Here is a 12,636-nt window from a genome sequence, read left to right as displayed (position 1 = left end):
CATCGCCGACGACGACCAGCGCGTCAACCCCTACGGCGGCGCGATCGCCTTCGGCCACCCGCTGGCCTCCTCGGGCGACGGGCTCACGGTCGAGGGCGTGCTGCACCCCGAGCGGATGACGCCCGGCCTGATGCGCCGCTGTCTACGCCGCCACCTCGACACCCTTGCCGAACCAGGTCTCTAGCGCCCGCGTCAGCGTCTCGTCCGGCGTGCCCGCCCAGGCCACGTAGCCGTCGGGGCGGACCAGCACGGCCTCGGCCGGGCACGACGGCACGGTGACCGTCTCGACCCGCTCGTGCCGCACGCGCAGCTCGCCGGTGCGGTCGAGCAGCAGCGGACGGGCCCGGGACGCGGGCTCGGCGGGCAGATCGGCCAGGAACCGGCCGGCGAGGGGATGCCCGCTGCCGGGCGTCGGGTAGGGCAGGTCGGAGCCCGCCATGAGCGCCGCGACGCGCCGCCGGTTGGCGTCGTCGTCCAGCAGCTCGGCGAACAGCGTGCGCAGGGCGGTCACGTCGGGGCCCGGCGCGGCCAGGGCGAGCTGGGCGCTGGAGTGCAGGGCCACCCGCTCGGCGGCGGGCCTGCGCTCGGCGTCGTAGGTGTCGAGCAGCCCCTCGGGCGCCCAGCCCTGGAGCTCGGCGGCCAGCTTCCAGGCCAGGTTGGCGGCGTCCTGGAGGCCGAGGTTGAGCCCGGGGGCGCCCATGGCCGAGTGCACGTGGGCGGCGTCGCCGGCCACCAGGACGCGGCCCGCCCGGTAGCGGTCGGCCACCCGGGTCTCGCGGCCGTTCAGCCGCCGGAGCAGGTGGGGGCCCTCGCCGGTGGGCGGGGCGAGCGGCAGGTCGGCCCCGAGCACGCGGGCCAGGCTCGCGCGCAGCTCGCCGATCGTCATCGGCACGTCGTCGCCGGGGACCTCGCCGCCCCACTCCATCGCGGTGACCGAGAGCTCGCCCGGCCCCGTGGGCAGCATCGCGTACGCGCCGCGCTCGGTCCGGTGCCAGGTGTAGAGCGCGAACGTGCCGTGGCCGGGCACCTCCATCTCGGCCGTGCCGGGCCGCACGACCGCTCCCGGCACGGTGACGTGGGCCGTGCGGCTGACGACGTCGGGCGCGCTCACCCCCGGGAAGCCGATGCCGGCCCGCTTCCTGACCAGGCTGTGTGCGCCGTCGCAGCCCACCAGGTAGCGCGTCCGCAGCTCGAAGGGGCCTTCGAGGCCCGTCACCGCGAGCGTGACGCCCTCGGCGTCCTGCTCGAAGCCGGTCAGCTCGCGGCCGCGCCGGATCTGCACGCCCAGCTCGACGGCCCGCCGCTCGAACAGCTCCTCCAGCTCCGGCTGCCGGACGGGCAGCGCCCGCAGCGGGTTGCCGTCGAGCCCGGCCAGGTCGAGCGGCATGGCGCCGAAGACGAACGCGGGCACCGGCGCGGGCACCGCGGCGAGCCCGCGCTGGTGCAGCAGGCCGACGACCTGGCCGATGATGCCGTTGGCCTTGGGCCGGTCGCTGCGGGCGGGCAGGCGTTCGAGCACGACGGGCCGGACTCCGGCCAGGCTGAGCTCGCAGGCCAGCATCAGGCCGTTGGGCCCGGCGCCGGCGATGACGACGTCCGCGACCGCGGCGTCTGTCGAGGTCATGGGGTCTCTCCTTCGGTTCTGGGGTGGGGGGCGGGCAGCCCCGCGGCCAGCCGGTGCAGCGCCTCACGCAGCACCGGCACCAGCGGGACGGGCGGGTCGGAGCGCAGCCAGTGGCCGACGGCCACCTGCACGGCGGCGCTCACCGTGGCCGCCACCAGGTGCGGGTAGAGGTCTTCGTCCGGATCGGTGCCCGTGCGCTCGGCCACGGCCGCGGCCAGCTCGCCGTCGGCCGCGAACTGGGCCTTCAGCGCCTCGGCGCGCAACGCCGGCTCCTCGGCCAGCAGCCTGGTGAGGGCCAGCCGGTCGGCGTCGGGCGGCCCCGGGCTGGTCAGGGCGTGTTCCCAGGGCTCGGCGACGGCCGCGATCAGCGCCTCCCACAGCGGCTCGGCCGCCGGGCGGGCGCGCAGCACGGCCACCGTCCGCCGGACGCGGTCGGTGTGGCGGGCGGCGAGGGCCTCGTACTTGCTGGAGAAGTAATTGTTGAACGTGCGCGGCGACACGCCGACCAGCTCGGCGACGTCCTCCACCCGGACGTTCTCCAGCCCGCGCTCCAAGGCCAGCTTGAGCGCCGCGTCCATCAGCGCCTCGCGGGTCGCCTGCTTCTTCCGTTCCCTCAATCCGGTCACTCTTTCAGAGTACGCATTTTTTCTGATCACGCAATCTTTCTGTAGAAGTAATTCTTTACCTAACGGCCACCCGACCGAGCAGGCGTTAGATTGGAGAGATGTCCACCACGCTGACCATGGAGTTCGCCGGCACGGTCAGAGCCGACCGCTCCGGGCCCGTCGACCGGCTGCGCGACGCCGCCGCGATGACCGAATGGCTCCGCGAGCACGCGGCCGACCTGGACCTGCCGCCCGGATTCACCGCCACGGAGGAGTTGCGCGAGCAGACCGTACGGCTGCGCCAGGCCGTCCGGGCGCTGCTGGCCAGGGCGATCGCCCCGGAGCCGCCGAGCGCCGCGGACGCGGCCACCCTGCCCGGTTTCGCCGAGTCGCTGGCCCTGGTCAACGCGACCGCCCTGGCCGCCCCCACGGCCCCGCAGCTGTCGTGGACCGGCGAGCCGGCGCTGACCATGGCCCCCGCGACCAAGGCGAACCCGTCCACGCGCCTGCGGGGGCGGCTCGCCGTCGCGGCCGTGGAGTTCCTGGCCGGCCCCGACCGCGTCCTGCTCCGCACCTGCGGGGCCCCGCGCTGCGTGCTCTATTTCGTCAAGGAGCACCCGCGCCAGGAGTGGTGCTCACCGGCGTGCGGCAACCGCGCGCGGGCGGCGCGGCACTACCGGGAACACAAGAAATAGCCCTCTCTAACGCCAACGACCCACTTTTGCCGTTATATTGATTTCTAACGGCCAAGCAGTCGTGCAACCGTTAGACGAGGAGAGTCGTATGTCATTCCGGACCGGGCACGTCGGGCTCAACGTCACCGACCTCGACAGGTCGAAGGAGTTCTACGGCCGCGTCTTCGGCTTCACCGTCGCCCACGAGTCCGCCGAGGACGGCCGCCGCTACGCCCTCCTCGCCCAGGACGGCAAGCTCGTCGTCACGCTCTGGCAGCAGAGCGACGGCCGCTTCCCCACCGCCCTGCCCGGCCTGCACCACCTGTCCTTCCAGGTCGAGGACCTCGACGCGGTGCGCAGGGCCGAGCAGGTCATCAGGGAGATCGGCGCGAAGCTGCACCACGACGGCGTGGTCCCGCACGGCGAGGGCGCCTCCTCCGGCGGCGTGTTCTTCGAGGACCCCGACGGCATCCGGCTGGAGATCTCCGCCCCCGGCGCCGCGGGCGACCGTCCCGCTCCCACGGCCGGCGCTCCCACCTGCGGATTCTTCTAAATGAGACATCCGGGGGAGATCGCCGTCCAGGCGCGCGCCGGGGTGCGGACGCCGGGCGCGTTCGGCAGCTCGCGCACCCGTCCCGAGATCCCCGAGGTGGCCGCCGCGTTCCTGCGGGCCCAGCACCTGCTGGTCGCGGGCGCGGCCGACGACCTCGGCCAGGTGTGGGCCGACGTGCTGACCGGGCAGCCGGGGTTCGCCGACGCCGACGACGACCGCACGATCACCGTCCGCGCCCTGCCCGCGGCGCCGCTGCGCGGCCTGTTCACGGCGGAACGCGACATCGGGCTGCTGGCCATCGAGCCGCGCACCCGGCGCCGGATGCGCGTGAACGGCACCGCCGTCCAGGCGGGCGGCGGCCTGGTGATCTGGACGGAGCAGGTGTACTCCAACTGCCCCAAGTACATCCAGGCCCGCGAGCCCACCGCCGCGCCCGGCGTCCCGGAGGTCGTCGGCGGCGGGACGCGGCTCGCGCCGGGCCACGTCGAGTGGATCGAGCGGGCCGACACGTTCTTCATCGCCACCCGCGCCGCGGGCCTGGGGGCCGACGTCTCCCACCGGGGCGGCAACCCGGGGTTCGTCCGGGTGACCGGGCCGGGGTCGCTGGAGTTCCCGGACTACGTCGGCAACTCGATGTACATGACGCTCGGCAACCTGGAGCTCGACCCGGCCGCCGGGCTGCTGTTCGTCGACTGGGACGCCGGCCGCACCCTCCACCTGACCGGCCGGGCGGAGGTGGACTGGGCCGCGGAGCAGCGGTCGGTGCGGTTCGAGCTGACCGCGTACACGGAGGTGGACGGCACGGTCGGGGCGGGCTGGACCCCGCCGGAACTCCACCGCTTCAACCCGCCTGTCGCCCGCTGACGACGGGCGGCGGGCTCAGAGGTTCTCTGGCATCGAGGTCATGCCGTTCAGCAGCGGGACGAGCTGTTCCTCCTCGTAGTCCAGGTGGGCCTCCAGCTCGGCGGCCAGCCGGTCGAGCTCGTCGCCCGCGCTCGCGTCCGTGCCGGCCAGGTCGCGGACGCGGGCGACCAGCCGGGCCACCACGCGGTGCTCGGCCCCCAGCCGGGCCAGGACGTCGGCCAGCTCGGGACGCTCGGCGGCCAGGTGCGGGAACAGCACCGCGTCCTCGCCCTCGTGGTGGGCGTGCAGGGCGGCGCAGAAGGCCAGGCAGTGCGTGCGCAGGTCGAAGCCCTCGCCGCCGGCCCGCAGGCGCGCCAGCTCCCGCCGGAAGCCGTCGTGCAGCTTCACCAGTTCGTCGCCCCACGCGATCAGGCGCTGTTCCTCGCTCATGCCCACGCCACCGCCCTCGCCCGATGGACGGCCGCGAACACGGCGGCCAGCAGGGCGGCCCCGGCGGCGACGCCGAAGCTCCAGCCCGCTCCCCCGGCGGCCGACACGGCCGCGCCGACGGCTCCGGCCAGGCTGCTGCCCACGACCCTGACCAGCGCGTTCACGCCTCCGGCCGCGGCGGTCTTGGCCGGTTCGACGTGCTCGACGGCCATCGTGCCGAGCGCCGCGTACACCAGGCCGACGCCGAGGCCCAGGACGGCGGCGGCCCCGTACAGGTCGGCGGCGGTGTCGCGGAAGACCACCAGCCACACCGCGGCGGCGGTGACCAGCGCGGAGCCGCCGGAGACCAGCGCCGCGGCCGGGAAGCGCCGCATCAGCGGCCCGGCCAGCATCGAGACGGCGAGCATCAGCACCGTGGTCGGCAGCAGATACAGCCCCACCTGCAGCACCGAGGCCCCGAGGGTGCCCTGGGCGACCGCCGACAGCGTGGTGATCGCCCCGAACAGCGCGAACCCGATGAGGAACGAGGCCACCGTGGCCCCCACCGTGCCCCGGTGCAGCAGCATGGGGATCTCGATCAGCGGCGAGGCGGTGCGCCGGGCCGTGACCACCCACGCCACCGCGAGCACGACCGCCCCCGCGAGCAGGCCCAACGTCGGCGGCGACGTCCAGCCCCAGGCGCCGCCCTTGCTGATCGCGAGCAGCAGGCAGACCAGCCAGCCGGCGACGAGCACGGCCCCCACCAGGTCGGGACGCCCCGCCCGCCCGGCCGGCACGGCCTCCCGCACCAGCGCCGCCACCAGCACGAAGCTCAGCGCGCCCAGCGCCGCCAGGATCCAGAACATGGCCCGGTGGTCGCCGCCGACCAGCCCGGCCAGGATCATGCCGCCGCCGCTGCCCACGCCGATCGTGGCGCTGAGCACGCCGATCGCCGTGGCCAGCCGGTGGGCGGGGACCGCCTGCCTGGCCAGCCCCATGGCCAGCGGGAGCAGCGCGGCGGACACGCCCTGGAGCACCCGTCCGGCGACGACCGCGCCGAGCGCGCCGGACAGCGCGGCGACCGCCGCACCGGCCACGAGCAGGGCGAGCGCGGACAGGGCGACGGCGCGGCGGCCGTACATGTCGCCCAGCCGGGACAGCAGCGGGATCGCGACCGCGCCGGACAGCAGGCCGGCGGTGAGCGTCCAGGAGACGGAGGTGGGCGACGCGCCGAACTGCCTCTGGAGCAGCGGGAGCATCGGGACGACGACGGTCATCTGGAGTGACCCGACGGCGACGGCGAACGCCAGGACCACCACCGCCGTCCAGGGAGATGTCTTTTTATACATGTATAGAAAGTAGCATGACGACATGCCCGCACGCACTGGAAGGCCGCCCCGGATCTCGCGGGCGGACATCGTGGCAGCGGCGCACCGGGTCATCGAGGCCGACGGCGTCGGCGGGCTGACCATGCGCAGGCTGGCCAAGGAGGTCGGCAGCACGCCGATGGCGCTCTACCACCACGTCCGCGACAAGGAGGAGCTGCTGCTGCTCCTGCTCGACGAGTACGCGGCCGGGCTGCCGCGCCCCGACCTGCCCGCCGACCCGCGCGACCGGGTGGTCGTGGTGGCCCTGGCCATGCGCGACGCGGTGGCCGGCTGCCCCTGGGCGGTGGACGTGCTGCGCGCCGACGACCTGCTCGCGGTCGGCGCGCTGTGGTACCCGGAGAAGATCATCGACGCGGCCCTCGGCGCGGGCCTGACGGCCGAGCGCGCCGTGCACCTCTACCGGATCATCTGGCACTACACGGCGGGCGAGATCGCCGTCCGCGCGGCGGCCGGGCGCAGGCGCGAGGAGGGCGGGCCGACCTACCGCGACCAGGTCTTCGCCGGCCTCGACCCGGCCGCCCTGCCCCGCCTGGCCGAACTGGGCGGCCGCTGGGCCGAGCTCACCGCCGAGGACACCTACGAGCTGGGGTTGCGCGCCCTGGTGGACGGCCTGCTCCCCCGCCCCGGCCAGACGGCGACGGGGTGAGTCAGGGGCCGAAGGCGCGGCGGTAGGCGGAGGGTGAGGTGCGCATCGCGCGGGTGAAGTGGTGGCGGAACGTCGCCGGGCTCTCGAACCCGACCGCCGCCCCGATCTCCTCCACCGGCACCGCCGTCGTCTCCAGCATCGGCAGGCTCGCCGCCACCCGCTGCGAGATCACCCACCGCAGCGGGCTGGTCCCGGTCTGCCGCTTGAAGTGCCTGATGAACGAGCGTTGCGACATGTGCGCCACCGCGGCCAGGTCCGCCACGCCGATCGGCTCGGCCAGGTGGTCGAGCGCCCACCCCATCGCCCTGGCCACGCCGCCGTCGTCGGCCACGGGCGTGACGGCGGCCTCGATGAACTGGGCCTGACCGCCCTCCCGGTGCGGCGGGACGACCAGGCGGCGGGCGACCGCGTTGGCCACGTTCGGCCCGTGGTCGTTGCGCACCAGGTGGACGAGCAGGTCGAGGCCGGCGGCGCTGCCCGCGCTGGTCAGCACGTCGCCGCCGTCCACGTACAGGACCGAGGGGTTGACGCGGACGGCGGGGAAGCGCCGCTGGAGCAGGTCGGCGTACCTCCAGTGGGTGGTGGCCTCGCGGCCGTCCAGGAGGCCGGCGGCGGCCAGCGCGAACGCGCCGGAGCAGATCGACACCATCCGGGCGCCCCGGCCGTGGGCCAGGCGCAGCGCCTCGACCAGCTCGCCCGAGACCTCGCCCCGGACGTCGGCCACGCCGGGCACGATCACCGTCCCGGCCCCGGCCAGCACGTCGAGCCCGTGCGCGGCCTGCATGGTGAACCCGCCGACCACGCGCAGCGGCTCGGCGGTCTCGGCGCACACCTTGAGGTCGTACCAGGGGACGTCCAGCTCGGGCCGGGGCAGCCCGAAGAACTCCACGACGCACCCCAGCTCGAACGGCGCCATCCCGTCGAAGGCCAGCACGGCGACCGTGGGCAACCGGGCGGGAACCGGCAGCGGAACCGGAACCGGCGGCCGGGCGGAGGCCCGAAGCGGGGCGGCGGGGGTCGAGGGCGGTCGGCCGGAGGACGGAAGCGGCACATCCGCATATTAACCGCCCATATCCGGCGCGAGCAGGTTAGCGCTCCGCTCCCTGCGGCAGGAGTGATATATGCATATTTCGGGGGTAGAGACCGTTTTCCCCGATCACCGCTACGAGCAGGCGGAGATCACCGAAGCGTTCTCCCGTCTGACGGACTGCGACGAGGAGTTGCTGCGGCGCTTCCACGCGGCCACCGGCGTCGTGGGCCGCAACCTCGCACTCCCGCTGGACGGCTACACCAAGCTCGACTCCTTCGCCCGCGCCAACGCCATGTACGTCGAGATCGCCCTCGACCTGGGCGAACAGGCCGTCCGAGGCGCCCTCGAAAAGGCCGACGTGCCGCCGGGGAAGATCGACCACTTGCTGTTCTGCTCGACCACCGGCCTGGCCACGCCCTCGCTGGACGCCAAGCTCGCCCAGCGCCTCGGGCTGCGCGGCGACGTCAAGCGGGTGCCCGTGTTCGGCCTCGGCTGCGCCGCCGGGGCCTCGGGCCTGTCGCGCCTGCACGACTATCTGCGCGGCTGGCCGGACCACGCCGCCGTGCTGGTCTGCGTGGAGCTGTGCTCGCTGACCATCCAGCGCGACGACTCCTCGATCGCCAACATGATCGCCAGCGGCCTGTTCGGGGACGGCGCGGCGGCCGTCGTGGCCACCGGGCGCGGCCGGGGCCCCGAGGTCGTCGCCACCCGCAGCAGGCTCTACCCCGACACCGAGCACCTGATGGGATGGGAGGTGGGCGACCACGGCTTCCACATCGTGCTCGACGCCGACCTCACCCACTTCGTGGACCAGGTGCTGGCCGACGACATCAGGGCCTTCCTGGCCGACTACGGCCTGACCCCCGACCAGGTGCCGACGTGGATCTGCCACCCCGGCGGCCCCAAGGTCATCGACAAGATCGTGCAGAGCCTCGACCTCGATCCCAGGGCCCTGGACGTGACCTGGCGGTCGCTGCGGACGTACGGGAACCTGTCGTCGGTCTCGGTGCTCCACGTGCTCCAGGAGACCCGCGGGCACCCCGGGCGCCCCGCCGTCCTGATGGCCCTGGGGCCCGGCTTCTCCGCCGAACTGCTCCTGCTGCACTGGTGACGCGACCGGCCGACGGGCGAAGGTCGATGACGACCGGGCGACGGCCGGTAACGGCGGGGCGACGGCGGCCTCCTCCGGGCCCGCGCGACCGTCCGCGCGGCACATCCCCGCCCATCCCATCAATCCTGATGTGTCACAACTGATCACGTGACGATCGCGGTTTGCGCTCGCTTGCGTCTCCGGCCCGGCCGCTGCCACACGGATCTCCGTCATAGGACGCGGAGGTGGTTGTGATGAGATGTCGCCCCTTAGCCATTCGTCCCCTGGCCATCAGCGTCGGGCTCGCCGCGCTTCTCGGACTCGCCGCGTGCGGCGGCTCCGGCGGATCGTCCACCGGCAGCGCCGCGCGGGCCCCCCTGTCCGACACGCAGCGTCAACCCGCGCCGAGCGCGTCCCCGGCCGGCACCCAGGAGTCCGAGCAGGACACGACCAAGGCGCAGATCTCCACCTTCGCCCTGGACGTGGACACCGCCTCGTACGGCTACGCCCGCCGTACGCTCCAGGAAGGGCGCTGGCCCGCGCCCGGCGAGATCCGCCCCGAGGAGTGGGTCAACGCCTTCGGGCAGGACTACGCGCAGCCCTCCGACGACGGCTTCGCCGTGCACGTGGACGGCGCCCGGCTGCCCGGCCGCGACGAGGCCGTGCTCCGCGTGGGCCTGCAGACCCGCGCCTCCGACTCGGCCGCGCGCCGCCCGGCCAACCTCACGTTCGTGGTCGACGTCTCCGGCTCGATGGCCGAGACCGGCCGCCTCGACCTGGTCAAGTCGGCCCTGCACAAGCTGCTCGACCAGCTCGCGCCCGGCGACCAGGTGTCGCTCGTGGCGTTCAGCGACGAGGCGGAGGTGCTGGCCTCCATGACGCCGCTCACCGCCAGGAGCCAGCTCCACGCCGCGGTGGACGAGCTGGACACCGCCGGCGGCACGAACCTGCAGAGCGGCGTCCTGACCGGGTACCGGGAGGCGTCGCAGGCGTTCCGGGCCGCCGCCACGAACCGGGTCGTCCTGCTCTCCGACGGCCTGGCCAACCAGGGCGACACCGAGTGGCGGTCCATCGTGGAGCAGGTCAAGGAGTACGCGGGCAAGCAGGTCACGCTGCTCACCGTCGGCGTCGGCCGCGACTACGGCGACGAGCTGATGGAGCAGCTGGCCGACAACGGCGACGGCATGGCCGTCTACGTGGACTCCGAGCAGGAGGCCGAGAAGGTCTTCACCACCCAGCTCCCGGCCACCATCGAGGTACGGGCCCGCGACGCCAAGGCGCAGGTCGTCTTCAACCCCTCGGTCGTGGAGAGCTACCAGCTCATCGGCTACGAGAACCGCGCGATGTCGGCCGAGGAGTTCCGTGACGACAGCCGCGACGGCGGCGAGATCGGCCCCGGCCACTCGGTCACGGCCCTGTACGCCCTGCACCTCAAGCCGGGCGCGCGGGGACAGCTCGCCCAGGCGACCGTGCGCTGGCAGGACCCCGACACCCGGGCGGCCTCCGAGGCCGGCAAGTCGCTGCGGGCCGACGAGCTGAACGCCTCGATCTGGACCGGTACGCCGGTCCGGCTGCAGGTGGACGTGGTGGTCGCGGCCTTTGCCGTCTACCTGCGCGACAGGAAGGCGTTCGGCCTGGACCTGCCGGCGCTGCGCGAGCACGCCGGGCGCCTGGCGCGGACCTCGGAGGACCCGATGGTCGCCGAGCTGGTCACCCTGATCGACAAGGCCCGCTCGGTCGGCTGACCGCCCGGCGGGGTCAGGCGGGGTCGGGGGCCGGCCGGGAGGCGACGAAGCCCTGGTGGGGCGAGCGCGAGACGGGAAGTGTGCCCGCGTAGAGCTCCCCCACCAGCGGCATGGGTTCGGGGTGGCAGAACACCGACGAGCCCGTGCGCAGGATCGCCGGGCTGTTCAGCACCAGCGGCAGCCCGGCCAGCAGGAACGGCAGCGCGTTCGCGGCCTGCTCGGGGGTGAGCTCCTGGCCGCCGACGCTCGGCAGCACCGCCGCCACGCACCGGGCGCGGAACGCGGCGTCCTTGGCGGCCAGCCGCTCCAGCTCCCGGCGGGAGCGCCGGTAGGCGCGGTTGCCGGCCAGCTCGTTCCAGTCGAAGACGGTGGCGTTGGCCGCGCCCATGCCTTCGAGCACCCGGATCACCCGGTTGCGCGTGTTGTTGGCCGCCGACCGCGCCTTGATCAGCGCCGCCCCGGACGGGAGCCCGCGCGCGACCAGCGTGCCGGCCAGCTCGACGCCCGGCACGAGCACGTGCACCCCGGTGAACGTGCGGGTCGCCCACTCCAGCAGGCTGCGGATGGCCCGCAGGGTGAAGAACCCGTTGAACGCGCTGACCTCGACGACGGCATGCTCACGAGCGGCGAGGATCTTCGCGCACCGCGGGGTCAACGGGACGGCCTGCACGCTGGACATGGCACGGAGAGTAGCAAGATTTGACTCAGCGTATGCCCGGTACGCGCATGTGTGTGGCGGGTCCCGGAGTCCGATACACTTGTGACCGCAGCAAGGGGCTATGGCGCAGTTGGTAGCGCGCCTCCATGGCATGGAGGAGGTCTGGGGTTCGAATCCCCATAGCTCCACCCCTCATCCACCCGGGCGTTCGCCCGGGTCACTCCCTCTCCCGCAGCTCGTAGTCCAGGGTGTAGGAGTGCGAGCCGTCCGGGGCGATGATGATGTTCATCCGTCCCGTGATGCCGGTCAGCTCGCCGACGCCCGAGTCGGGCACGATCGTGATGGTGAGCGACTGCCCTCCGCGGTCGCTCAGCGCCTGGTGCGCCACGACGAAGCCGCCCTTCCGGCCCTCCAGGGTGCCCTCGATGCGTTCCAGCGCCACGTAGGCGCGCGAGTCCTCCACCGGGGTCGAGGCCACCATCAGGTGGACGACGCTCGTCCCGGTCAGGTCGCCGTGGAAGGTCTTGGTCATGCTGACGAGGCCGAGCGCGACGCCGTCGCGGTCGTCGAAGGGCGGCTTGGCGTCCCAGCCGGCGGTGTCGAAGGTTCCCTTTGCGGTCATGGGAAAACATCATGCCGGTCTTACCTGTCAGCTTCCGTCAGGTACCGGCCAGACGTTCCACGACGGGCGCGAAGGCGTCGATGAACTGGGCGTTCACCGTCACGTACGAGATCCCGAGCCGGTCCCTGCGCCGCCGCAGGACGTCGGCCATCTCGTCGGGGGTGCCGGTGAGCAGGCCGGTGGCCTCGGGGCCGAGCGGGCCGAAGCGGCCGGCCAGCCAGGCGGGCGGCTCGCCGCCGGCGGCCACCAGGTTCATGCCGAGCTCCAGGTCGTGGAAGCGGTCGCCGGCCAGCTCGTACAGCTCGTCGAGCTTGGCGGCGACCTGGTCCTCGGTGTGCTGCGGCGGCACGCCGAGCGCCACCGTGTCGGCCTTGCGCGCGGCCAGCCCCAGCACGCGCGCGCCCGTCGCGGCGACCAGGATCGGCACGTCCTTGACCGCGTCGATCGTGGCGGCCAGGCGTGCCACGCGCTCGGCCGGGGTGCCGAACGGCACGCCGAGCGCCGCCGCGTCCTGCTCGGCGCCCGGACGCCCGGCGCCCAGCCCCAGCTCGAAGCGTCCGCCGGTGAGGGTATGCAGGGTGGCGGTCTCCCAGGCGACGGTCTCGGGCGTGCGGTACGGGGCGCTGATCACGTACGTGCCGACGCGCAACGTCGTGGTGACGGCGGCGGCCGCGGCCGCGGCGGCGAACGGCGACAGCGTCCCGAGCGTGTCGGGGACGAGCAGGGTGG

General features: G+C 73.9%; 15 protein-coding genes and 1 tRNA gene. 8 read left to right on the top strand and 8 right to left on the bottom strand.

Annotated features, from left to right (window positions below; genetic code table 11):
• On the top strand, nucleotides 1-184 hold a 184-nt coding region (locus ACWCSD_RS35015; protein ID WP_449921397.1), incomplete at its 5' end, for a hypothetical protein.
• On the opposite strand, the gene ACWCSD_RS35010 is transcribed toward ACWCSD_RS35015, so the two are convergent.
• Both ACWCSD_RS35010 and ACWCSD_RS35005 read right to left on the bottom strand, forming a co-directional pair.
• Complete coding sequence (locus ACWCSD_RS35010; protein ID WP_449921394.1) at nucleotides 143-1,624, bottom strand: FAD-dependent monooxygenase; 1,482 nt, start codon at nucleotides 1,622-1,624, stop codon at nucleotides 143-145. The two genes, ACWCSD_RS35015 and ACWCSD_RS35010, sit on opposite strands and share 42 nt — an antisense overlap.
• Entirely contained in the window at nucleotides 1,621-2,250 is a 630-nt protein-coding gene (locus ACWCSD_RS35005; protein ID WP_397163164.1) for a TetR/AcrR family transcriptional regulator, read from the bottom strand. The genes ACWCSD_RS35010 and ACWCSD_RS35005 overlap by 4 nt, the downstream gene beginning before the upstream one ends.
• A gap of 98 nt (nucleotides 2,251-2,348) precedes the next feature.
• On the opposite strand from ACWCSD_RS35005, the gene ACWCSD_RS35000 reads away from it, so the two are divergent.
• The 3 genes from ACWCSD_RS35000 to ACWCSD_RS34990 all read left to right on the top strand — a co-directional run bounded on the left by ACWCSD_RS35000 (nucleotide 2,349) and on the right by ACWCSD_RS34990 (nucleotide 4,320).
• The gene (locus ACWCSD_RS35000; RefSeq protein WP_397163163.1) at nucleotides 2,349-2,924 is read left to right on the top strand and encodes a CGNR zinc finger domain-containing protein; all 576 of its coding nucleotides are present in this window, start codon (nucleotides 2,349-2,351) and stop codon (nucleotides 2,922-2,924) included.
• Nucleotides 2,925-3,012: 88 nt separating this feature from the next.
• Complete coding sequence (locus ACWCSD_RS34995; RefSeq protein WP_364329419.1) at nucleotides 3,013-3,456, top strand: VOC family protein; 444 nt, start codon at nucleotides 3,013-3,015, stop codon at nucleotides 3,454-3,456.
• Entirely contained in the window at nucleotides 3,457-4,320 is an 864-nt protein-coding gene (locus ACWCSD_RS34990) for a pyridoxamine 5'-phosphate oxidase family protein (RefSeq protein WP_449921390.1), read from the top strand. It abuts the gene before it with no gap.
• A gap of 15 nt (nucleotides 4,321-4,335) precedes the next feature.
• On the opposite strand, the gene ACWCSD_RS34985 is transcribed toward ACWCSD_RS34990, so the two are convergent.
• A complete protein-coding gene (locus tag ACWCSD_RS34985; protein WP_397163158.1) occupies nucleotides 4,336-4,749 on the bottom strand; it encodes a hemerythrin domain-containing protein in 414 nt (137 codons plus the stop codon).
• Entirely contained in the window at nucleotides 4,746-6,077 is a 1,332-nt protein-coding gene (locus tag ACWCSD_RS34980) for an MFS transporter (RefSeq protein WP_449921386.1), read from the bottom strand. Before ACWCSD_RS34980 ends, ACWCSD_RS34985 begins: the two co-directional genes overlap by 4 nt.
• Before the next feature lie 22 nt (nucleotides 6,078-6,099).
• Here ACWCSD_RS34980 and ACWCSD_RS34975 point away from each other — a divergent pair, with 22 nt between their 5' ends.
• The gene (locus ACWCSD_RS34975) at nucleotides 6,100-6,762 is read left to right on the top strand and encodes a TetR/AcrR family transcriptional regulator (protein WP_397163154.1); all 663 of its coding nucleotides are present in this window, start codon (nucleotides 6,100-6,102) and stop codon (nucleotides 6,760-6,762) included.
• 1 nt (nucleotide 6,763) lies between these two features.
• Here ACWCSD_RS34975 and ACWCSD_RS34970 read toward each other — a convergent pair whose 3' ends face one another.
• Complete coding sequence (locus ACWCSD_RS34970) at nucleotides 6,764-7,711, bottom strand: helix-turn-helix domain-containing protein (protein WP_358284063.1); 948 nt, start codon at nucleotides 7,709-7,711, stop codon at nucleotides 6,764-6,766.
• A 172-nt stretch (nucleotides 7,712-7,883) separates the two neighbouring features.
• Here ACWCSD_RS34970 and ACWCSD_RS34965 point away from each other — a divergent pair, with 172 nt between their 5' ends.
• Both ACWCSD_RS34965 and ACWCSD_RS34960 read left to right on the top strand, forming a co-directional pair.
• Entirely contained in the window at nucleotides 7,884-8,903 is a 1,020-nt protein-coding gene (locus ACWCSD_RS34965; RefSeq protein WP_449921383.1) for a type III polyketide synthase, read from the top strand.
• Nucleotides 8,904-9,136: 233 nt separating this feature from the next.
• On the top strand, nucleotides 9,137-10,627 hold the full coding sequence (locus ACWCSD_RS34960) for a YfbK domain-containing protein (protein WP_449921380.1): 1,491 nt from the start codon (nucleotides 9,137-9,139) through the stop codon (nucleotides 10,625-10,627).
• A gap of 13 nt (nucleotides 10,628-10,640) precedes the next feature.
• On the opposite strand, the gene ACWCSD_RS34955 is transcribed toward ACWCSD_RS34960, so the two are convergent.
• Nucleotides 10,641-11,306 (bottom strand): tRNA-dependent cyclodipeptide synthase, encoded by a 666-nt coding sequence (locus ACWCSD_RS34955; RefSeq protein ID WP_358284056.1) that lies wholly within the window; start codon nucleotides 11,304-11,306, stop codon nucleotides 10,641-10,643.
• 94 nt (nucleotides 11,307-11,400) lie between these two features.
• On the opposite strand from ACWCSD_RS34955, the gene ACWCSD_RS34950 reads away from it, so the two are divergent.
• Nucleotides 11,401-11,473: transfer RNA gene (locus ACWCSD_RS34950), tRNA-Ala, on the top strand.
• A gap of 29 nt (nucleotides 11,474-11,502) precedes the next feature.
• Here ACWCSD_RS34950 and ACWCSD_RS34945 read toward each other — a convergent pair.
• Both ACWCSD_RS34945 and ACWCSD_RS34940 read right to left on the bottom strand, forming a co-directional pair.
• Nucleotides 11,503-11,907, bottom strand: a complete 405-nt coding sequence (locus tag ACWCSD_RS34945; RefSeq protein WP_397163149.1) for a DUF3224 domain-containing protein — start codon at nucleotides 11,905-11,907, stop codon at nucleotides 11,503-11,505.
• 37 nt (nucleotides 11,908-11,944) lie between these two features.
• A partial coding sequence (locus ACWCSD_RS34940; RefSeq protein ID WP_449921376.1) for an LLM class flavin-dependent oxidoreductase occupies nucleotides 11,945-12,636 on the bottom strand: 692 nt, incomplete at its 5' end.

It is taken from the genome of Nonomuraea sp. NPDC001684 (assembly GCF_053596515.1).
The sequence above is the reverse complement of the archived record's forward strand: the minus strand, read 5'-3'. Positions and strand labels throughout refer to the sequence as shown.